Genomic DNA, 20,735 nt, shown 5'->3' on the forward strand with positions numbered 1-20,735 from the left:
GGGCTACACGCTGGGAACGGCGATCACCTCAGATGGCAGCTATGTGCTGACGGTGACCGATCTCGCGGGCAACAGCACGGTGCTGAACTTTAGCATCGATACGGTAGCTCCCGTGGTCACAGGACTAACAGACAACCAGCTCTACACCTCGGCGGTCACTCCTTCTAGCACCGACACCGACATCCAGACGGTGACGCTGACGAAAAACGGCAGCACAGTTGCCGGATACACGCTGGGAACGGCGATCACCGCAGATGGCAGCTATGTGCTGACGGTCACGGACATTGCAGGCAACAGCACAGTGTTCCACTTCGGCCTCGATACGGTCGCTCCGGTGGTGTCGGGTGTGATCGACAACCACATCTACGGAACGTCCGTCACGCCGTCCAGCGCGGACACTGACATCCAGACGGTGACGCTGACGAAAAACGGCACTGCTGTTGCCGGCTACACGCTGGGAACTGTGGTCACCTTAGACGGCGCCTATGTGCTGACGGTCACTGACCAAGCAGGCAATAGCACCGTGTACAACTTCAGTATTGACAAGGTGGCTCCGGTGATTACGGGTATCACAGACAACCAGCTCTACAACTCGACCGTCACGCCGTCCAGCACCGACACCGACATCCAGACGGTGACGCTGACGAAAAACGGCAGTGCCGTCGCGGGGTACACACTGGGTACTGCAATCACCGTAGACGGCTCCTACGTACTGACGGTGACCGATGTTGCGGGCAACACCACGGTGCTGCACTTTGGTGTTGACACCACGGCCCCTGTCGTAACAGGTGTGCTGGAGAACCAAACCTACGCTACGACTGTGACACCGTCGTCAAGCGATTCCGACATTCAGACGGTAACGCTGACGAAAAACGGCACCGCCGTCGCGGGCTACACGCTGGGTACGGCAATTTCGCAACACGGCACCTATGTACTGACCGTCACGGACCAAGCGGGGAACAGCACGGTGTTGCACTTTAGCCTCGATACTGTGGCTCCGGTGATCACGGGTGTCACCGAGAACCAGTTGTACGCGACAGCAGTCACTCCGACGAGCAGTGACAGCGATATCCAGACGGTGACGTTGACGAAAAACGGCACCGCCGTAGCTGGCTACACGCTGGGAACCGCGATTTCCGCAGATGGAACGTATGTCCTGACGGTGACCGACCAAGTCGGCAACACGACGGTTCTGCATTTCAGCATTGACCAGACAGCTCCCGTGGTGACTGGGGTCATCGACAACCAGCTTTACAACACGACGGTCACACCGACCAGCAGTGACACCGACATCCAGACCGTCACGCTGACGAAAAACGGAACTGGTGTAGCCGGCTACACGCTGGGTACGGCGATCTCGCAAAGCGGCAGTTACGTGTTGACGGTCACCGACCAAGCGGGCAATAGCACGGTGAAGAATTTCAGCATCGATACAGTGGCCCCGGTGGTCACGGGAGTTCTCGACAACCAACTCTACGCCGCAGCGGTGACACCGACCAGCAGTGACACCGATATCCAGACGGTTTCACTGACCAAGAATGGAACGGTGGTCGCAGGATACACCACGCTGGGAACAGCGATCACGCAGGACGGGGTCTATGTCCTGACCGTGACAGACCAAGCAGGGAACAGCACCGTGTTGAACTTTAGCATCGACACGACGGCTCCGGTGATTTCCGGCCTGATCGATAACCACATCTATACGTCCTCGATCACACCGTCGAGCAGCGACACCGACATCCAGACGGTCCTGCTGACCAAGAACGGAAGTGCGATCGGTTACACGCTAGGCACGGCGATCACCACCGATGGGAACTACGTGCTCTCCGTCACCGACCAAGCGGGCAACACCACGGTGTTCCACGTAAGCATCGACACGCTCGCTCCAGTGGTGACGGGGGTTCTGGACAACCAGAGCTACGCATCGACCGTCACGCCGACCAGTAGCGACAGCGACATCCAGACGCTGACCCTCACCCGTGATGGTACTGCTGTCGCCGGGTATGCGTTGGGAACGGCGATCACCGCAGACGGCACCTATGTCCTGACAGCGACTGACCTTGCGGGCAACAGCACGGTGGTGCATTTCATCATCGACACGGCAGCACCGTCGGTGACAGGCGTGATCGACAACCAGCTCTACAACGTTTCGGTCACACCGTCCAGCACTGACACGGACATCCAGGCGACGCAACTGACGAGAAACGGCTCTACTGTCGCTGGATACACGCTCGGCACGGCGATCACAGCAGATGGCACCTACGTGCTGACGGTGACAGACCTTGTTGGCAACACGACAGTTCTGCATTTCAGCATTGACCAAACGGCTCCGGTGGTCACAGGCGTCATCGATAACCAGCTCTACAACACATCGGTCACCCCGTTCAGCAGTGACAGCGACATCCAGTCGGTCACACTGACGAAAAATGGGACGGCCGTCGCTGGTTATACGTTGGGCACCGCTGTCTCGACAGATGGTACCTATGTGCTGACCGTTCTAGACCTTGCAGGCAACAGCACGGTGCTGCATTTCACCATCGACAAAGTCGCGCCCGTCATCACCGGGGTGATTGAAAACAATCTCTACAATACTTCGGTCACCCCGTCGAGCAGTGACACCGACATTCAGACGGTCACGCTCACCCAGAACGGGACTGCCGTTGTCGGGTACGCGCTCGGTACGCCGATCGCGTCTAACGGGACCTACGTGCTGACCGTGACAGATCTTGCAGGCAACAGTACGGTCTATCACTTCAGCATTGACACGACAGCGCCGGTGATCGCTGGTGTGGTAGACAACCAAGTCTACGCATCGTCCGTCACCCCGACGAGCAGTGACAGTGACATCCAGACCGTCACGCTGACGAAAAACGGCTCTGCCGTCGGAGGCTACACGCTGGGCACCGCGGTCACGCAACATGGCACGTATGTGCTCACCGTGACAGATCTTGCCGGCAACAGTACGGTCTACCACTTCAGCATCGACACGATGGCTCCGGTAATCACAGGGGTGATCGATAACCACCTGTACGCTGCTTCTGTCACTCCGACGAGCGCGGACACCGACATTCAGACCACCACGTTGACGAAAAACGGAACAGCCGTTGCCGGATACGTGCTAGGTACGGCGATCACAGCAGATGGCAGTTATGTTCTGACAGTGGTCGATCAAGTTGGGAACAGCACCGTGTTGCACTTTAGCATCGACCAGACGGCACCGGTTGTCACGGGGATACTCAACAACCAACTCTACAACGCGGCTGTCACCCCATCGAGCGCGGACACCGACATCCAGACCACCACGTTGACGAAAAACGGCTCCACCGTCGCCGGATACACACTGGGCACGGCAGTCAGCCAAAACGGTAGCTACGTGTTGACCGTCACCGACCAAGCGGGCAATAGTACGGTGTTGAATTTCAGCATCGACACAACGGCTCCGGTCGTCACCGGGATCGTGAACAGCCAGCTCTACAACACGTCGGTCACCCCGACGAGCGCTGACAGCGACATCCAGACGGTGACGCTGACGAAAAACGGCTCCGCCGTCGCGGGCTACACGCTGGGCACGGCGATCACCACGACCGGCACCTACGTGCTGACGGTGACCGACCTTGCAGGCAACAGCACCGTCGTGAACTTCGGCATCGACAAAGTGGCTCCGGTCGTCACAGGTGTGCTGGATAATCAGCTCTACAACACGTCGGTCACCCCGTCAAGCGCCGACACCGACATCCAGACGGTGACGTTGACCAAGAATGGAAGCACCGTCGGAGGCTACGCGCTGGGAACTGCGGTCACGACAAACGGGACGTATGTACTGACCGTGACAGACCAAGCGGGCAACAGCACGGTTCTGAACTTTAGCATCGACACCACCGTACCGGTGGTTGCTGGCGTCATCGAGAACCAAGTCTATGCAACGTCTGTCACCCCGACGAGCGGTGATACCGACATTCAAACCGTGACGTTGACCAAAAACGGCAGCGCTGTGGGTGGCTACACGCTGGGCACGGCGATCACCACGACCGGCACCTACGTACTGACGGTGACCGACCTTGCGGGCAACAGCACGATCTTGCACTTCCGAATTGACAAAGCCGCTCCGGTCGTCACGGGGGTCCTCGACAACAGTCTCTACAACACTTCGGTCACCCCGTCGAGCAGTGATTCTGACATCCAGACAGTCGCGCTAACGCAAAATGGGAGCACCGTTGCAGGCTACACGCTGGGCACGGCGGTCACCACGAACGGCGTCTACGTCCTGACGGTGACCGACCAAGTTGGCAATAGCATCGTGTTGCACTTCACGATTGATAAAACAGCACCGGTCATCACAGGCGTGGTGGAGAACCAGAGCACCAACGCCCCCGTGACCCCGACGAGCAGTGACAGCGACATCCAGACGGTGACGCTGACGAAAAACGGTTCCGCCGTCGCGGGCTACACGCTGGGCACGGCGATCAACCAAGCGGGTACCTACGTGCTGACCGTTGTCGACCAAGCGGGGAACAGCACGGTCGTCCACTTTATCTATGACACGACAGCGCCTGTCATCACAGGAGTGACTAACAACCAGTTGTACAACACATCGGTCACACCGAACAGCGCAGACAGCGATCTCCAGACGATCGCGCTGACCAAAAACGGCAGCACCGTCGCGGGCTACACGCTGGGAACTGCGGTCACGCAGAATGGCACCTATGTGCTGACTGTGACAGACAAAGCAGGCAACAGCACGGTGATGAACTTCACCATCGACACGACCGCTCCGGTAGTAACGGGTGTTGTGAACGGCCAAACCTACACTGCGTGGGTCACGCCGGCGAGCAGTGACACCGACATCCAGACGGTGAATCTGAAAAAGGGCGGCACCACAGTCGCCGGGTACACGCTGGGCACAACGGTCAAGCTCAACGGCACGTACATCCTGACTGTGACAGACCAAGCGGGCAATGCGACGGTTGTGAACTTCACGATGAGCGACACGACAGCACCGACCGTTACGGGCGTTGCGGATACGAACACCTACACAACATCCGTCACCCCGGCCAGCAGTGATGTGGACATCCAGACGGTGACGCTAACCCGTTACGGTACAACCGTAGCCGGGTACGCCCTCGGGACTGCGATTACCACGCCAGGCAGTTACGTCCTAACGGTCACCGATCTCAACGGGAACAGTCGAGTGGTGAACTTCTACCTCAGACTTTCCTACGAGGAATCGGATACGACGTATCTGTCGTACGCTGGAAGCTGGAGCCCCGCGGGCAACGCCAGCAACAACGGCGGCAATGCGAAGTACAGCGGTACGGCAGGCTCGTCGTACACCATCACGTTTACAGGCACGTACATCCAGATCTTTGGATACAAGGCTGCCAACAACGGGATTGCGGATATCTATCTGGACGGTTCCAAAGTAGCAACGTATGACTTCTACAATTCACCGAACATCTACAAGCTGCCGATCTACAGCGCAAGTGGATTGACCGCTGGACCGCATACGGTTCAAGTCGTGTACACGGGAACCAAAAACGCCTCGTCCTCAGGCATGAACATCGACCTCGACTACTTCATCATCCAGTAACAAAAAACGCCCCGTTCTCAGGACGGGGTGTTTTCCTTTGAAAGGAGCGATCTCTATGTCCAAACCAGGCATCACCACCGCAGCTGAGATCCAAGCGCGGATCGAAAGTGGCGAAGACCTGCAAATCATCGACGTGCGCGAAAACGAAGAAGTGGCCACGCACGGCATCATCCCCGGTGCCAAGCACATCCGCGCGGCCGACATCGAGCACCGCCATACGGAATTGGACCCGCAAGCGGAGACGGTCGTCGTCTGCCGCAGCGGTCGTCGCAGCAAGGCGGTCTGCAATTTTCTCCAGAAGCAAGGCTACGGCAATCTCAAAAATATGGTCGACGGGATGTTGGCGTGGCGTGGTGAAGTGGAAGACTACTATCCGTAAATCGAGAGGCTCGGAAAGTTTCTAGGTAGACCTTGCTAGAAAATTACGACGATTGTATAATACATACCAATGTGTGTTATGCGTGTCGTATAGAGAGAAAGGGAGACATTCAAAATGTCTATAAAAAGAGTGGGGTGCCGGATGGCACCCCACTCTTTTTTTACGATTAGCCAATCAGTTTGCGGAATTTCGCGTGCAATTGACGTACTACAGGCCCCGGTGTTCCGGTGCCGATCACGGTGTCATCCACGTGTGTGATCGCCAGAACTTCGGCGGTGGTGCTGGTGAGGAACGCTTCATCCGCGGCGAGCAGGAATTCTGAAGTGAACGCCTCTTCGCGGACTTCGATGCCAGACTCCTGAGCCACTTGCAACACGGCGGCTCGGGTGATGCCGTTCAGGATGCGCTTGTTCGCCGGATGGGTGTAGACCACCCCGTCCTTCACTGCGTAGGTGTTGGTGCTAGAGCCTTCCGTGATGTAGCCATCCCGGACGAGCACCGCTTCAAAGCACCCGCGATCGGCGGCGGCCTGCTTGGCGAGGATGTTCGGCAGGAGGTTCAACGACTTGATGTAGCAGTTGTACCAGCGTTCGTCTTCCAACAGCGCAACTTTGATCCCGGTGTTGAAGGTCTCCTCCGTCAAGCTCTTGGAGGGACGGAACGTCATCGAAGTGGAGGGCGGGACATCTGGGAAGCTGTGCAAGCGCGTCGCGATCCCACGAGTGATCTGCACATAGACCTGTGCATCGCGCAACTGGGCGCGGGTCAGCCCCTCCTGAATCAACTCTTCAAAACGTTCGATTGAATAAGGCATCTCCAAGCGAATCGCCTTCGCGCTGTTCTCTAGGCGGACGAGGTGTTCGCGCATGAGGAACGGCGTGCCATCGTAGATCTTGATCACTTCGTACACACCATCGCCAAATTGGTGTCCGCGCTCGTCAATCGGGATCACGAGGCTGTCGGTCGGTAGAAATTCGCCGTTAAAAAAGGCCAGAGTCATGGTTCAAAACCTCCCGAGAATATGGTAGTTAATACTAGTAAGGTTCGCGTTCAGGTCTAGTTTTCCTCCCAAGGGCTTGATCCTTTAGCACGTTAGCAGTATACTGTACCACGTTGTCCAATAACTTTATAATCAAAATCCTCATCTATTTTCGGTAGTTGGGGTAGAGGTTGCGACGTTTGAAGAGTACGCTGCGAGAGGTCCGGGGGACTGATGAAGGCAGTGAAAAGGCACCGTCGCCGAAGTTTCGCCGCGTCCCGCGCGGAGAGGCTGGGTCTGTCGCCGAACAGGGGCAGAACTGTCACGAGGAGCCACCTAGCTCACTCGTGTTGCGCTACTTTCACAAAGCAGGCAGTGGGTGGGGTGTGTAAAAAACACCGTCCATTTTGTGCGGTGTTTTTTTGTGTTCAAAAGGAGGAACTCATTCATCATGTCCAAACGTACTCTCGGTTTCTGGGTGCTGACCGCGCTGGTGGTTGGCAATATGGTCGGTTCCGGCATCTTCATGCTGCCGCGTTCACTGGCAGAAGTGGCAAGTCCTGCTGGGGTGTTGATGGCGTGGTTGTTCACCGGCCTCGGCGTATTGATGACCGCACTGGTCTTTGGCAACCTCTCCGTTCGCAAACCGAACTTGACGGGCGGCCCGCAGGTCTATGCCAAGGCCCTGTTCAAGGACGGCACGGAAGCGTCCACGCTCAGCGGCTATATCGTCGCCTGGGGCTATTGGGTCGCCAACTTCGCGGGGAACGTGGCGATCATCACCACGTTTGCATCCTACCTCTCGACGTTTTTCCCGATTTTGACTTCGGAGGCGGTGTTGTTCACCGTCGGCTCGCTGGATGTGACCGTTGGTCATCTGTTGACCTTCCTCGTCTGCTCGGCGTTGCTCTGGGGCATGCACACGCTGATCCTGCGCGGCATCGAAGGTGCGGGCAAATTTAACCTCGTCACCACGATCACCAAAGTGCTCGGCTTTACCTTTTTCATCCTCGTCGCCCTGTTTGCGTTCCAAAAAACCAACCTGCTCCCGATGGTCGTCGATCGCACGACCGATGGAGAGACGGTCGGTCTGCTTGGACAAGTGAGCGATGCTGCTGTCAAAACGCTGTGGGCGTTCGTGGGTGTCGAATCGGCGGTCGTGCTCTCCTCGCGCGCGCGCAAGCAATCAGATGTCAGAAAATCGACGATCGTCGGGCTCTTGATCGCCCTCGTCATCTACATGGGCATCACGGTGCTGGTTATGGGTACGCTCAGCCAAACAGCGCTGATTCAAGCGGAGAAACCGCTGGTCGACTCTCTCTCGTCCGTGCTGGGCAGCTCCGGCAGTTCGATCATGGCCCTGCTAGGGATGATCTCGATGCTCGGCACATCCGTCGGTTGGATCATGCTCTCCTCAGAGGTGCCATACCAAGCGGCGAAGGCCGGTCTCTTCCCGCAGGTCTTCCTCAAGGAAAATGCCAAGGGAGCACCGTCCCGAGCGCTGGTGATCACGAACCTGATGTCGCAGCTCTTTATTTTCTCCACGATTTCGCAATCGGTCTCCAAAGCGTTTGATTTTGTCATCGTCATCGCCACGCTCGCTTATCTCGTGCCCTACGTCGTCGCCTCGATTTACCAGTTGAAACTGGTCATCACCGGGGAAGCGTACACCAACATCGAAGGCAAGCAACGATTCTTCGACGGCCTGGTCGCCGCTCTGTCCACGCTATACTCGCTGTGGGTCATCCAAGCAGGCAGTGGTGACATGAATACGTTCTTGCTCGGCATCGGCATGCTCGTGGTCGGACTTGTGTTCTATCCGTTCCTGCGCACCTCGAAAAATCGAGCGCCAGTCGACCTCTCCAACCGCATCTAAACGGAAAAAAGCACGCCCTCTCGGATGAGCGCGTGCTTTTTTGGTGAGCCTTTTTACCGCGGCGGGGGTTGTTGGTGGCGCAGGAGTTTGTGGACAAAGTTACGCATGCACCAGGCCAAGATCACGTAGATCGGAAACGAGTACAGGTACTCCCAGCCATAGGTTTCATAGATATCCAGCCATTCTAACACAGGTTCCACACCGAACGCCAAAACGGCGGCCACGAGGGTCGAGACGATCAGGAAGGGACCTGTACGCTTGTCGAAGTATTGATACACAAACATATAGCTGACAGGCATCATGACCAGATCGCCAGGGATCAGGGAGGGGGCCAGCGGTTCCAATCGACTAGGGTATGCCCAGAGAACGAGATCAACACCGATCATATCGAGCACCGTGGAACTTATGACGATCATCGCACCGAAAAACGTGATCTCCAGTAACCGTCGACGGTCGATGAACTTGAACCAAATCCCCCAAAATACAATCGTTAAGATCAAAATCAACCACCAGTTGAAGGAAAAAAGTTCCACCTGATACCAGTGTTGGATCTCCAAGTCACGCAAGTTGCGACGAGTTTGCACGATCTCATCGAACAGTGGATAAGATTCAGTCATCGAGTCTCGTCTCCTCTCTCACCGCAGGGGACAGCCACTGCCAGAGCAAGTAGAGCATGGAATAGTAGATCGTTTGTTCCAAAAAGGCAAATCCGATATGCCACGATTCTCCAGCCGAGAGAATTCCGAAACGTACGAGCAGTTGTTCATAGCCAATGCTACCGATGACATATACGACTACATACCAGAAGCGGTAGGGTTGGCGGGGAATGAATTGTACAAATAGCAGTGTAAACACAGGCCAGATCGTGATGTCTGCAAGAATCGGGTTCCACAACTTTTGCCAGCTTTCCCCATGTACGATCCAAATCTGGAGCCAGCTGATCAGAAAAAGTTGGTATAGGTAGCGCAAGAACACGCCCGTGATCATCAAAGGGAGCCATCCGCGCACTCGACTGTGGTCGATGACAACCCAGAACACTAGAATGGAAATTGCCACCAGCACATACAATGCCATGAGTCATGACCTCCTGCACATACTATGCCCGACAGGAACTCACGTCATTAGTGAGCGTCAGGGAGGTTAGGACATGTACTTTATTGTGGTCTTCGTGCTCTGTTGGATCGTATTTTGGTGGAAAGCGGACAAGAAGCGGTTGAAGGAGATCTATGGGGCCGTGGTTTACACGAGCTTTCTAGGACTCTTGACGGACTTGGTCATTATGCATTATCAACTGTGGTCCTATAACGGATTGCTGTACCCGAAGTTCACGATCCCGCTGTCGTTGGATTTTGGGATTTATCCTGTGGTGGCGTATCTGTTCGTGCAGACGATGCCACCGACGTGGAAACAGACGGTGATCAGAGGCATACTGTGGACGCTCCCTGCGATCGGTTTCGAATACCTGACACTGAGGACCGGAAACATGGCGCACCACGGATGGTGGAACCTCGGGTACTCCTTCCTTGCAGACCAGTTGATCTTTCTCTCGATTGCCGGGGTGTATCGTTTTTATCGCCCGGCCTATGTAAGAAATTACAAGGAGGTATGAGGGGAATTACTCCAGGAGATCGTGTTCGGCCAGGCTAAATTCTAGAATATATCGACGATTCTCCAGTAGTCGCAACAGGGATTTCCAGCCGGTTGCCGAATAGAATCAGAGTGTACATGATATCGATTACATACGATAAGGAGTTTGACTACCGTGAAAAAACCGTTGACCCTCGCATGGGACTTAGACGTTATCTTCCCGGGCGGCAGTGCGTCAGATGAATTCTCCGACCACCTGAGCTCGGTTTCTGCAAATATCCAATCCTTGGGGGCACAAGTGGCTGCACTCACCCCGACCTCCGATGCACAACAATGGTCGGAAGTGATCGAGGCGAACCAAGGGCTTCACAGCCAATTGCGCACGGCTTCGGCCTTCATCTCCTGCTTGAACGCGCAAGACGTCAAGGACACCCAAGCCAAGTTGCTGCAAGGTTCATTTTCCCAGATGCACGCCACCTACCTCTCGGTGATGACGCAATTGGATCAAAAGACCCTCGACGTGCCAGCGGACGTATGGGAGGCTCTGTTCTCCGATGCGCGCCTGGAGCCGGTGAAGTTTCCGTTGGAGGAACGCCGTCGCCGGGCGATTGAAAAACTTTCCGCCGAGATGGAGTCGCTCGTCAACGACCTGTCTGTGGACGGCTACCATGCCTGGTCGTCGCTGTACAACGCGATCATCGGCCGCATGACGATCACGGTGGAAAAAGACGGTCAACCGGCTGCGCTGTCGATCGGCCAAGCGCAAAACCGCTACCAAGGTCATGAAGATCGCGCCGTTCGCCAAGATGCATTCCAAAAGTGGGAAGCCGCATTTACCGAACAGGAGGAACTGATCTCCTCGACGCTTAACCATCTGGGTGGCTATCGTCTGCAACTTTACAAACACCGTGGTTGGGAGTCTGTACACCAAGACCCGCTAGAGCTTAACCGCATGTCGCAGGCGACCCTCGATGTGATGTGGAATGTGATCAATGAGAACCGCGAGCCGTTCGTCCGTTACCTGAACCGCAAAGCACAGCTGCTCGGCGTCGAGCAACTGGCGTGGTTCGACGTACACGCACCGCTCGGGGAGTCCACCACCACCCTCAGCTATGATGAAGGCGCGCAGTTTATCGTCGATCAGTTCCACAAGTTTAGCCCGCAGATGGCAGAGTTTGCGGTCAAAGCGTTCGAAGAGCGTTGGATCGAGGCGGAGGACCGCCCTGGCAAGCGTCCGGGCGGTTTCTGTACCGGGTTCCCGAAAAACGGCCAGTCCCGGATCTTTATGACGTATGACGGCTCGACCGGTGCGGTGGCAACCCTCGCACATGAACTCGGCCACGCGTACCACTCCTATGTCATGAAGGACCTGCCGCCGATGGTGCAATCGTATTCGATGAACGTCGCGGAGACCGCCTCGACGTTTGCTGAGATGATCGTCGCCGATGCGGCGTTGAAAAATTCCAAGAGCGAGGAAGAGCACATCGCATTGCTCGACAACAAGCTGGGCAACGCGGTCTCGTTCTTCATGGACATTCAGTCGCGTTTCATCTTCGAAACCAACTTCTATACAGAGCGCAAAAAGGGTCTGGTTTCCTCGGAGCGCCTGAACGAACTGATGACCAACGCGCAAAAGGAAGCGTTCAGCGACGCGCTCTCCGAGTACCACCCGCACTTCTGGGCGTCGAAGTTGCACTTCTATTCGACGGGCGTTCCGTTCTACAACTTCCCGTACACCTTCGGCTACCTGTTCTCCTACGGCGTCTATGCACGTGCGTTGCAGGAAGGCGACTCGTTTGCCGAGAAGTACGTGGCGTTGTTGCGTGACACCGGCCGCATGCGCGTCGAGGAACTTGCACAAAAGCATCTGGGCGTCGACTTGACCCAACCGGACTTCTGGCAAGCTGCCGTCTCCCTCGCGGTCAGGGACGCGGAGGAGTTCCTGCGTTTGACCAACAACAAAGTACACGCCTAAAGGTATAAAACCACCCAGTGCCCTGCGCGGCACTGGGTGGTTTTTTGTATAATCGGGGGAGGGTTGGCTATTCTAGTGAGGGGTTCCTTGGAGAGCCCAACAAATCTCATGGAATAGAGGAGTTGCTACGATGTACCGTTATGCAAACGAAACGATGAACAACCAGCAAATCCGTTATCAAGTACAAGGCCAAACGGGCGGACAACAAGGGTTGCGCTTCGGCGCACATGAATTCCTGGAAACGCAGGAATCGCTCCGCACCAAGGCGTCCGATATCGAGCTATACGGGGTCTTGATCTCGCAGACTCAAGATCCGCACCTGCGCGACATCCTGTCCAACCAACAAAACCGCATGGTCCAAGGCTATCAACAAGCACTGGCGCTCGCCAACATGGCGAATTACAATACAGGCGTTGCAACTGTCCCGCACACCCCGCAAACCAACGTCTACGAAAACGTCCGCGTCGGCCTGCACCAACCGCAACAACCGGCTCCGAACGCCAACGTGAAAACCCTGTCTGACCGCACCATCGCAACCGTGGCGCTGAACCTGCACAAAGGCGGCGCGATCTCCTCGATGATGTGGGCACTGGAATGCACCGTGCCGCAACTGCGCGCGTTCCACGCAACCTGCTCGAACATCTGCCAAGAGATGGCATACGAACTGTTCCAATACCTCAACTACACCGGTGTCTACCAAGTTCCGCAATTGGCGGATCACACCATGAACACGATGCTTCAAGCGTTCCAAGGACAAGGCAACACCACGATGAATTACACCACCAACGCCAACTACTAAGATAGGAAAAACCCCCAGTGCACGAATGCCGGGGGTTTTTTTCTATTCGACGTTGAAATAACGGCCTTGCGGGTGTGAGAAGACCATCGCAGAGACAGAGGCTTCCGGGAACATCATGAAGCCTTCGGTGAGCTCCACGCCGATGTCATGGGGCTGCAACAGGCGGAACAGCGGAGCTTGGTCTTCGAGGTTCGGGCAAGCCGGATAGCCAAACGAGACGCGGATGCCTTGGTAACGCGCTCCGAAGCGCTCCTGCATAGTCATGTCTGCCGGGTCGGAGATGCCCCACGCATCGCGCATGATGTGGTGGATGCGTTCAGCAAACGCTTCTGCCAGTTCCAACGCCAGCGATTGCAGGACATGCGAATTCAGGTAATGACCTTCATCCTTCCACTTGTTGGCGAGTTCGTGGATGCCTCGTCCTGCTGTGGCGACGAAGAAACCGACGTAATCCATCTCACCGCTCTCCACCGGACGCAGGAAATCACTGAGGCAGAGGTGCAGGTCTTTCTGTTGACGCGGGAAGTCAAACGTCTCCAGAACGCGCGTTGTGTCGGCAGGGTCGTAGATGTGGATCTTGTTGCCTTCAGATTGCGCGGGGAAGTAGCGGTACATGCCTTGCGGGCGGATCAGACCATCGCGCTTGGCTTGTGTCAGCAACTCTTCAACAACAGCGTACAGTTCGGTCGCTTTGGCATCACCGTCGGAGAGCAGTTGTTCGACGTTGCCTTTGAGGCCGAGGTGCTTGCCGAGCAACATGCGCAAATTGAGATACGGTTGCAGGAAGTCCACCGGATAATCGCGCAGGACGTGACGTTCGGTGTCTGGTGGCAATAACACCGCACCTGCGTGTTGGATGTGCGGCGAGCGCGTCGGGACTTCCACGCGGGAGGCTGTCTCCTGAACAACGGGCTTGTTGTCGAAGGCTTCACGGTCACGGCGCTGTGTCTCGACCAGCTTTTCAAACTCAACGGGGTTGGTCAGTTTGTTGGCGAGGTCGAGTCCGTCCATCGCGTCCTTGGCGTACAGCACGAGTCCGTCGTACTCCGGCTGGATGCGCGTGTAGGTGAACTTGCGGGTGAGCGCTGCGCCACCAACCATCAGCGGGGCGTGGATGCCAGCTAGCTTGAGGTCTTGTGCGGTGGTGACCATCTGTTGCGCTGACTTGACCAGCAGGCCGGAGAGACCGATCATGTCTGGCTTATGTTCACGTGCGGCGATGATCAGTTGTTCTGGGCCAACTTTGATTCCGAGATTGATCACATCGTAGCCGTTGTTCGAGAGGATGATCTCGACGAGATTTTTGCCGATGTCGTGGACATCGCCTTTGACCGTGGCGAGCAGGATCTTGCCCTTCATCGCGCTGTCCGACTTCTCCATGTGCGGTTCGAGGTGCGCAACGGCCGCTTTCATCGCTTCCGCCGACTGGAGGACCTCTGCGACGATCAGTTCGTTGTTGTTGAAAAGGCGACCGACTTCCTCCATGCCTTTCATCAGTGGGCCGTTGATCACGTCGAGCGGACGATACAGGGTCAGCGCTTCGTCAAGGTCTGGGTAGAGACCTTCCTTGGTGCCTTCGATGATGTAGTGAGCGAGGCGTTCCTCCAAGGTGAGCGTGGAGGTGTGGATCACTTGAGTCACCTTTTTTTCCCGATAAAAAGCGGTGAAGGTGGCGAGCGTTTCATCGCCGGTGTTGAACAGCAACTCTTCCGAGAGGTGGCGTTCCTCCTCTGAAATCGAGGCGTAGCGTTCCAACTTCTCCGAGTTGACGATCGCATAGTCGAGGCCGGCCTTGGTACAGTGGTAGAGGAATACGGCGTTGAGCACTTCGCGCCCAGAGCCTGGCAGACCGAACGAGATGTTCGAGATTCCGAGGATCGTCTGACAGAGCGGGAAGTGTTCCTTGATCAAGCGGATGCCTTCGATCGTTTCGCGTGCCGAACCGATGTATTGCTCGTCGCCAGTGCCGCAGGGGAACACCAACGGGTCGAAGATCAGATCGCGCGGGTCGAGTCCGTGATGATGGACGAGCAGGTCATAGGAGGCTTGGGCCACTTCCAGTTTGCGTTCGCGGGTGACCGCCATGCCTTGCTCATCGATGGTGCCGACGACGACAGCCGCGCCGAATTTTTTAATGATCGGCACGATCTTGTCGAACTTGTCGGGGCCATCCTCCAAGTTGACGGAGTTGAGGATCGCTTTGCCTTGTGAGTATTTTAACGCCATCTCGAAGACGTCGAGGTTGGTGGAGTCGATCATCAGCGGGACTTTGACTTTTTTCGTGACGAACTTCAGGAACTCTTCGACGTCCTGCGGTTCATCGCGGTCAGGGTCAGCGAGGCAGATGTCGATGACGTGCGCGCCCTTTTTGACTTGGGCGCGGGCGATCTCCGAGGCTTCCTCATACTTGCCGTCCACGATCAAGTTGCGGAACTTGCGCGAGCCGAGCACGTTGGTGCGCTCACCAACGATCAACGGGCGGTTGTCCGGCTCGACAAACACAGTCTCGATGCCAGAGACAGCCGGGCGATGCGGCTGTGCGGCGGCACGCGGTTTGAAGTCCTTCAAGGCTTCATGCATGGCGCGGATGTGATCCGGGGTGGTGCCACAGCAGCCGCCCGCGATGTTCAGCCAGCCTTTTTCCGCGAAGCCGACGATTTTTTTGGCTAGGCTCTGCGGGGTTTCGTGGTAGTGTCCGTTCTCATCTGGCAGCCCAGCGTTCGGGTAGCAGGAGACGGAGCAGGTGGCTAACTCCGAGAGCGTGCGCAGGTGGTCGCGCATGAATTCTGGGCCAGTTGCGCAGTTCAGGCCGACGGAGATCGGGTTCAAGTGTTCCAAGGAGATATAGAAGGACTCGATGTTCTGGCCCGCCAGCGTCGTGCCCATCGGTTCAATCGTGCCGGAGAGCATGACGGGCACTTCAATCCCGGTGTCGTGGAAGGCGCGTTTCACCGCGATGGAAGCGGACTTGACGTTGAGTGTGTCTTGCACGGTTTCGATCAACAGCAGGTCAACGCCTGCGAGCAAGAGGGCGCGGGTTTGTTCGTAGTAGGAGTCGCACAGGTCTTCAAAGGGTATCCCACCTGTGACCGACAGGGTTTTGGTGGTCGGCCCAATCGCACCTGCGATGTAGCGCGGCCATTCTGGGGTGGAGTAGCGGTCGACCGCTTCCTTGGCGAGGCGCACCGCTTCGATGTTGATCTCGTGCGCGAGGTGTTGCAGGTCGTATTCAGCCAGCACGACAGAGGTCGCGCCGAACGTGTTGGTCTCGATGATGTCCGCACCAGCTTCGAGGTACGCTTCGTGAATTTTGCGGATGACGTCTGGGCGAGTCAGGACGAGGTTTTCGTTGCAACCGTCCAATTCCTCGCCTCCGAAGTCCTCCGGGGTTAAGTCTTCTCGTTGGAGCATCGTTCCCATCGCCCCGTCGAGGATGAGAATCTTGTTCTGTAGTTGTTGTTGGACTGAAGTCTTGCTCATCGCGCGTTCCTCCTCGTGTGGGTGGGGGATATACAAAAAGCCCTCTCCTGTCAGAAAGACAAGAAGAGGGCAGAGGTCGTGTAAGAACGTTACCGCTCTCTTATCTTCCAAAGCTTGCGCTTTGCTGGAATTAGCACCTGATTAATCGGTTGCCGAGGTTTCGCGGGGCCAGTCCCTCCACCTCTCTGGATAAGAGAAATTCATATGCAATTCGTAATTCTCATTCACAGTACCACCCGCGAAGGACTTTTGTCAATCTTCTACCATCCCCGCTCAGGACATACACTGGGGAGGAGAGAGGGGGGACGTCCGATGGCGATGAAGGTGGGCAGGCGCAAGCGGCTGAACTGGCGGCTCACCCTGTTTCTAATCTTGGTCATGATCGTGTTCTCCACCGTGCAGACGGTCTATTATTATGAAACGTCGATGCGACCGCACCTGATCTTGGCCGCGGAGCAATACGCCAAGCAACACGTGGTGCAGACGATCAATGATGCCATCTCCAAAAAAATCGCCGATGAAGCAAATTACAACCTGCTGATGAACTTTCGCGAAGGTCCCAACGGCAAGATCAGCGCAGGCTACTTTAACATGCAGGAAGCGACGCGCCTGCAGGCGAAGGTGACCGATTACATTCAAGCAGACATCAAACAATTGAAAGGCGATACCATCTCGCTGCCCCTCGGTCTGGTCTACGAGAGTTCGATTCTCGCTTCGATCGGCCCGAGCATTCCGGTGGAGATCCGCCCGATCTCGATGGTGAAGTCTGAAGTCGGCTATGAGACCAAGGAGGCAGGAATCAACCAGTCGGTGCATGTGTTGTACCTGGACATCACCGTTCAGGAGACGATCGTGATTCCATTTTCCTCAAAGCCGAGCCAGATTCACACGAGAGTGCCGATTGCGTACCTCGTTCTGGTCGGTGATGTACCGCAGATGGTGTTCAATGCCAAGGGCGATGCGGTGGGGGCGAGCACTGGCGGGGCGATGCCACCGGTGCAATTGCCGAATCTGAATGAGCCGGAGAAACAAGCGGAGTAGGCCGTTACACGAGAGGGACGAGTTGCTGGCGTGGGGCTGTCCAAACTTTTGGGCATGAGTAGTTGGGAAGTGCTCGCCTTGAAGCGGTGGCTCTGTTTTGCTACGATGGCAACGGGAGGCGAGCATTTTTTATGGAACGTGACTGGATTTTGCAACAAGCGGAGGCGTTCGTGCGTCAGGAACTCGCAGGCGACAGCAGCGGACATGATGTCTGGCACATCGAGCGCGTGCGGCGGATGGCCGAGGTGATCGCGCGCGAAGAGGGCGCGGATGTATTTGTCTGCCAATTGGCGGCGCTCCTGCACGACATCCCGGATGAGAAGCTCAACGACAGCCCAGAGGCTGGGATGAAAAAACTCACGAATTGGCTCGATGAGCACCCCCTCGATGCGGACATCCGCGCACACCTCCTCGACATCATCACCACGATGTCTTTCAAAGGAGGTAACCAGCCCCCGGTGCGCACGCTCGAAGGCCGTATCGTCCAAGATGCGGACCGCCTCGATGCGATCGGTGCACTGGGGATCGCACGCACGTTTGCTTATTCGGGGGCCAAGGGTCAGTTGAGTTACGACCCGGACTTGCCGCCGCGAACAGACTTGACAGCACAGGACTATCGCAAGGGCAAAAGCACGGCCGTCAACCACTTCCACGAGAAACTGTTTTTGCTCAAAGATTTGATGAATACGGAGTCTGCGAAGCGCATCGCCGCTGAGCGTCACCGTTATATGGAGGAGTTTCTGAAACGCTTCCACGAAGAATGGGCTGGACAGATGTAACGGAAGTCACAGACGTTTGATTCCATTTTTTCTATACTACAAATACAATATGTTGAAGGCTTTCACTGAATGGCCTTAGGCATTACCGCTTATACTAGTTCTGTATGAGCGTTTATCCTATGAATGCGACGACTGGAGGAATACATGATGGACGATCTTCGCGCACGCGTACAAGAAGCTTTGGACAAAATTCGCCCGGGTTTGCAATCCGATGGCGGTGACGCTGAACTGGTGGAAGTTGATGGCGAAACCGGTATCGCTTCGATCCGTATGACAGGTGCATGTGGTGGCTGCCCGATGAGCACCATGACACTTAAAATGGGCATTGAGCGCACCGTTCGCGCAGCTGTACCGGAAATCAAAGAAGTCGTGGCTGTTTAAGCCACACTTTACCTTGGGAGGGAAACACAATGGCATCTGAAGCAATCGTAACTGTAACCGACGCAAACTTCGAAGAATCCATCCAAGGCGATAAGCCGGTACTGGTGGACTTCTGGGCAGCTTGGTGCGGCCCGTGCAAAATGCTCGCACCGGTTCTTGACGATCTGTCTGGCGAAGTCTCTGAGAAGCTGACCATCGGCAAACTCAATGTTGACGAAAACCCGGCAACCGCTCAAAAGTTCGGCGTCATGTCGATCCCGACTCTGCTCGTCTTCAAAAACGGCGAAGTCGTGAAAACCCTTGTTGGCTACCAAAACAAGCAACAACTGCTCGACAAGCTCGCTGACGTCATCTAATGAGAAAAAGACCTCGACCGCATGCAGTCGGGGTCTTTTTTTTATAAAATGGATTGTGAAAAACCCTTCTGCCGCTGGATGCGGTGAAGGGTTTTTTGCATCATCTAGAGTTTGGCAAACACGCGGTTGATGATCGCGATCGTCTCGTCGATGTCTGCGCGGGTGTGTGCCGTGGAGACAAACCAAGCCTCGTACTTGGACGGGGCGAGCAGGACGCCTTCGTCGAGCAGGAGGTGGAAGAAGCGGGCGAATTTCTCGCCATCCGCCGCTTGGGCATCGTCGTAGTTGCGAACTTCATGGTCGAGGAAATACAGGGCAAAGGCACCGCCGACACGGTTGAGTGTCACTTGATGACCGTGACGTTCTGCCGCTTGCAGGAGCGCTTCAGCCAGCAGACCTCCGTACTCATCTAGGCGTTCGTAGGTGCCTGCATGTTGCAGTTCTTGCAGGCAGGCGATCCCCGCCGCAATCGATGCGGGGTTGCCCGCCATCGTGCCCGCTTGGTAGGCGGGGCCGAGCGGTGCGACTTTTTCCATAATATCTTGGCGACCACCGTAGGCACCGATCGGAAGACCCCCGCCGATGATCTTGCCAAGTGCTGTCATGTCGGGCGTGACGCCGAGCAAGTCCTGTGCGCCACCGTAATGGAAGCGGAACGCGGTGATCACTTCGTCGTAGATGACCAACGCGCCATAGCGGTGCGCCAGTTCGTTGACGCCTTCGAGGAAGCCTGGTTCTGGGCGGACGATGCCAAAATTGCCGACGATCGGTTCGACAAGGATGGCCGCCGTCTCCGCACCCCATTTTTGCAACGCGGTTTCGAAGGCACCGAGGTCGTTGAACGGGATCGTGATCATGTCGTTGGCGATCGCTTGCGGAATGCCCGCCGAGTCCGGGATGCCGAGCGTGGACGGGCCCGAGCCTGCTGCGACCAGCACGAGGTCAGAGTGACCGTGGTAGCAGCCAGCGAATTTCATGATCTTGTTGCGACCGGTGTAGGCGCGAGCGACGCGGATCGTCGTCATCACCGCTTCGGTGCCGGAGTTGACGAAGCGGACTTTTTCTAAGGAAGGAATGGCATCGCGAAGCATCGTCGCGAAGTCGATTTCCAGTTTGGTCGGTGTGCCGAATAGCACGCCCGATGTTGCGGCTTGGGCAATCGCTTGGGCGATGTGCGGGTTGCCGTGACCGTGAATCAGCGGGCCGTATGCGGCGAGGTAGTCGAGATATCGATTCCCGTCAACATCATAGAAATGTGCGCCTTCGCCGCGTGCCATAAACACGGGCGCGCCACCGCCGACCGCTTTAAACGAGCGGGACGGGGAGTTGACGCCGCCGACGATGACTTGTTGGGCTTGTTCGTACAGGTGTGTGGATGTGTCTCTATTCAATGTAGGTTCCACCTTTCGTGAGGTTGCCAGCCTCTATCGTACCAAAAAATCACCACGACCGTCATTCCTGAAATCGAAGCTTCGAAATCTATAAGCACTAGACGCGAAGTGAAACGGAGGAACGA

The 20,735-nt window shown here is 56.2% G+C and carries 15 protein-coding genes and 2 riboswitches; of the genes, 10 read left to right on the plus strand and 5 right to left on the minus strand.

Annotated elements, in window-relative coordinates; all coding sequences use genetic code 11:
* Both C7459_RS23415 and C7459_RS15950 read left to right on the plus strand, forming a co-directional pair.
* Positions 1–5,587 (plus strand): beta strand repeat-containing protein (locus C7459_RS23415; RefSeq protein ID WP_170119502.1); only part of this gene is annotated, 5,587 nt, incomplete at its 5' end.
* Positions 5,588–5,642: 55 nt separating this feature from the next.
* Positions 5,643–5,966, plus strand: coding sequence for a rhodanese-like domain-containing protein (locus tag C7459_RS15950; protein WP_109690288.1), 324 nt, complete (start codon positions 5,643–5,645; stop codon positions 5,964–5,966).
* Positions 5,967–6,132: 166 nt separating this feature from the next.
* Here the strand turns inward: C7459_RS15950 and dat are convergent, their stop codons facing one another.
* Positions 6,133–6,966: a D-amino-acid transaminase gene (gene dat, locus C7459_RS15955; RefSeq protein WP_109690289.1), complete on the minus strand. Its 834-nt coding sequence runs from the start codon at positions 6,964–6,966 to the stop codon at positions 6,133–6,135.
* A gap of 156 nt (positions 6,967–7,122) precedes the next feature.
* Positions 7,123–7,311: riboswitch (Lysine riboswitch) on the plus strand.
* Positions 7,312–7,396: 85 nt separating this feature from the next.
* Between dat and C7459_RS15960 the strand changes: the two genes are divergently transcribed.
* On the plus strand, positions 7,397–8,821 hold the full coding sequence (locus C7459_RS15960) for an amino acid permease (RefSeq protein ID WP_109690290.1): 1,425 nt from the start codon (positions 7,397–7,399) through the stop codon (positions 8,819–8,821).
* A 53-nt stretch (positions 8,822–8,874) separates the two neighbouring features.
* Here the strand turns inward: C7459_RS15960 and C7459_RS15965 are convergent, their stop codons facing one another.
* Together C7459_RS15965 and C7459_RS15970 are read right to left on the minus strand one after the other, a co-directional pair.
* On the minus strand, positions 8,875–9,438 hold the full coding sequence (locus C7459_RS15965; protein ID WP_109690291.1) for a CBO0543 family protein: 564 nt from the start codon (positions 9,436–9,438) through the stop codon (positions 8,875–8,877).
* Positions 9,431–9,895: a hypothetical protein gene (locus tag C7459_RS15970; protein ID WP_109690292.1), complete on the minus strand. Its 465-nt coding sequence runs from the start codon at positions 9,893–9,895 to the stop codon at positions 9,431–9,433. Before C7459_RS15970 ends, C7459_RS15965 begins: the two co-directional genes overlap by 8 nt.
* A 73-nt stretch (positions 9,896–9,968) precedes the next feature.
* Between C7459_RS15970 and C7459_RS15975 the strand changes: the two genes are divergently transcribed.
* The 3 genes from C7459_RS15975 (at position 9,969) to C7459_RS15985 (ending at position 13,182) form a co-directional block, all read left to right on the plus strand.
* Positions 9,969–10,430 (plus strand): CBO0543 family protein, encoded by a 462-nt coding sequence (locus C7459_RS15975; RefSeq protein ID WP_109690293.1) that lies wholly within the window; start codon positions 9,969–9,971, stop codon positions 10,428–10,430.
* A gap of 153 nt (positions 10,431–10,583) precedes the next feature.
* The gene (locus tag C7459_RS15980; protein ID WP_109690294.1) at positions 10,584–12,383 is read left to right on the plus strand and encodes a M3 family oligoendopeptidase; all 1,800 of its coding nucleotides are present in this window, start codon (positions 10,584–10,586) and stop codon (positions 12,381–12,383) included.
* 130 nt (positions 12,384–12,513) lie between these two features.
* Positions 12,514–13,182, plus strand: coding sequence for a spore coat protein (locus C7459_RS15985; RefSeq protein WP_245884580.1), 669 nt, complete (start codon positions 12,514–12,516; stop codon positions 13,180–13,182).
* 42 nt (positions 13,183–13,224) lie between these two features.
* Here the strand turns inward: C7459_RS15985 and metH are convergent, their stop codons facing one another.
* Positions 13,225–16,662: a methionine synthase gene (gene metH, locus C7459_RS15990; protein WP_109690295.1), complete on the minus strand. Its 3,438-nt coding sequence runs from the start codon at positions 16,660–16,662 to the stop codon at positions 13,225–13,227.
* A 97-nt stretch (positions 16,663–16,759) separates the two neighbouring features.
* Positions 16,760–16,858: riboswitch (SAM riboswitch) on the minus strand.
* Positions 16,859–16,974: 116 nt separating this feature from the next.
* Here metH and yunB point away from each other — a divergent pair.
* The 4 genes from yunB to trxA all read left to right on the plus strand — a co-directional run bounded on the left by yunB (position 16,975) and on the right by trxA (position 19,219).
* On the plus strand, positions 16,975–17,703 hold the full coding sequence (gene yunB / locus C7459_RS15995; protein ID WP_170119503.1) for a sporulation protein YunB: 729 nt from the start codon (positions 16,975–16,977) through the stop codon (positions 17,701–17,703).
* Between the two features lie 131 nt (positions 17,704–17,834).
* Positions 17,835–18,482: an HD domain-containing protein gene (locus C7459_RS16000; protein WP_109690297.1), complete on the plus strand. Its 648-nt coding sequence runs from the start codon at positions 17,835–17,837 to the stop codon at positions 18,480–18,482.
* Between the two features lie 147 nt (positions 18,483–18,629).
* Complete coding sequence (locus C7459_RS16005; RefSeq protein ID WP_109690298.1) at positions 18,630–18,863, plus strand: NifU family protein; 234 nt, start codon at positions 18,630–18,632, stop codon at positions 18,861–18,863.
* 29 nt (positions 18,864–18,892) lie between these two features.
* The gene (trxA, locus tag C7459_RS16010; protein WP_109690299.1) at positions 18,893–19,219 is read left to right on the plus strand and encodes a thioredoxin; all 327 of its coding nucleotides are present in this window, start codon (positions 18,893–18,895) and stop codon (positions 19,217–19,219) included.
* Between the two features lie 104 nt (positions 19,220–19,323).
* Here the strand turns inward: trxA and C7459_RS16015 are convergent, their stop codons facing one another.
* Positions 19,324–20,610 (minus strand): glutamate-1-semialdehyde 2,1-aminomutase, encoded by a 1,287-nt coding sequence (locus C7459_RS16015; protein WP_109690300.1) that lies wholly within the window; start codon positions 20,608–20,610, stop codon positions 19,324–19,326.
* Positions 20,611–20,735 lie beyond the last annotated feature (125 nt).

The sequence above is a fragment of the Tumebacillus permanentifrigoris genome (assembly GCF_003148565.1).
In the GTDB taxonomy this organism is placed as follows: Bacteria; Bacillota; Bacilli; order Tumebacillales; family Tumebacillaceae; genus Tumebacillus; species Tumebacillus permanentifrigoris.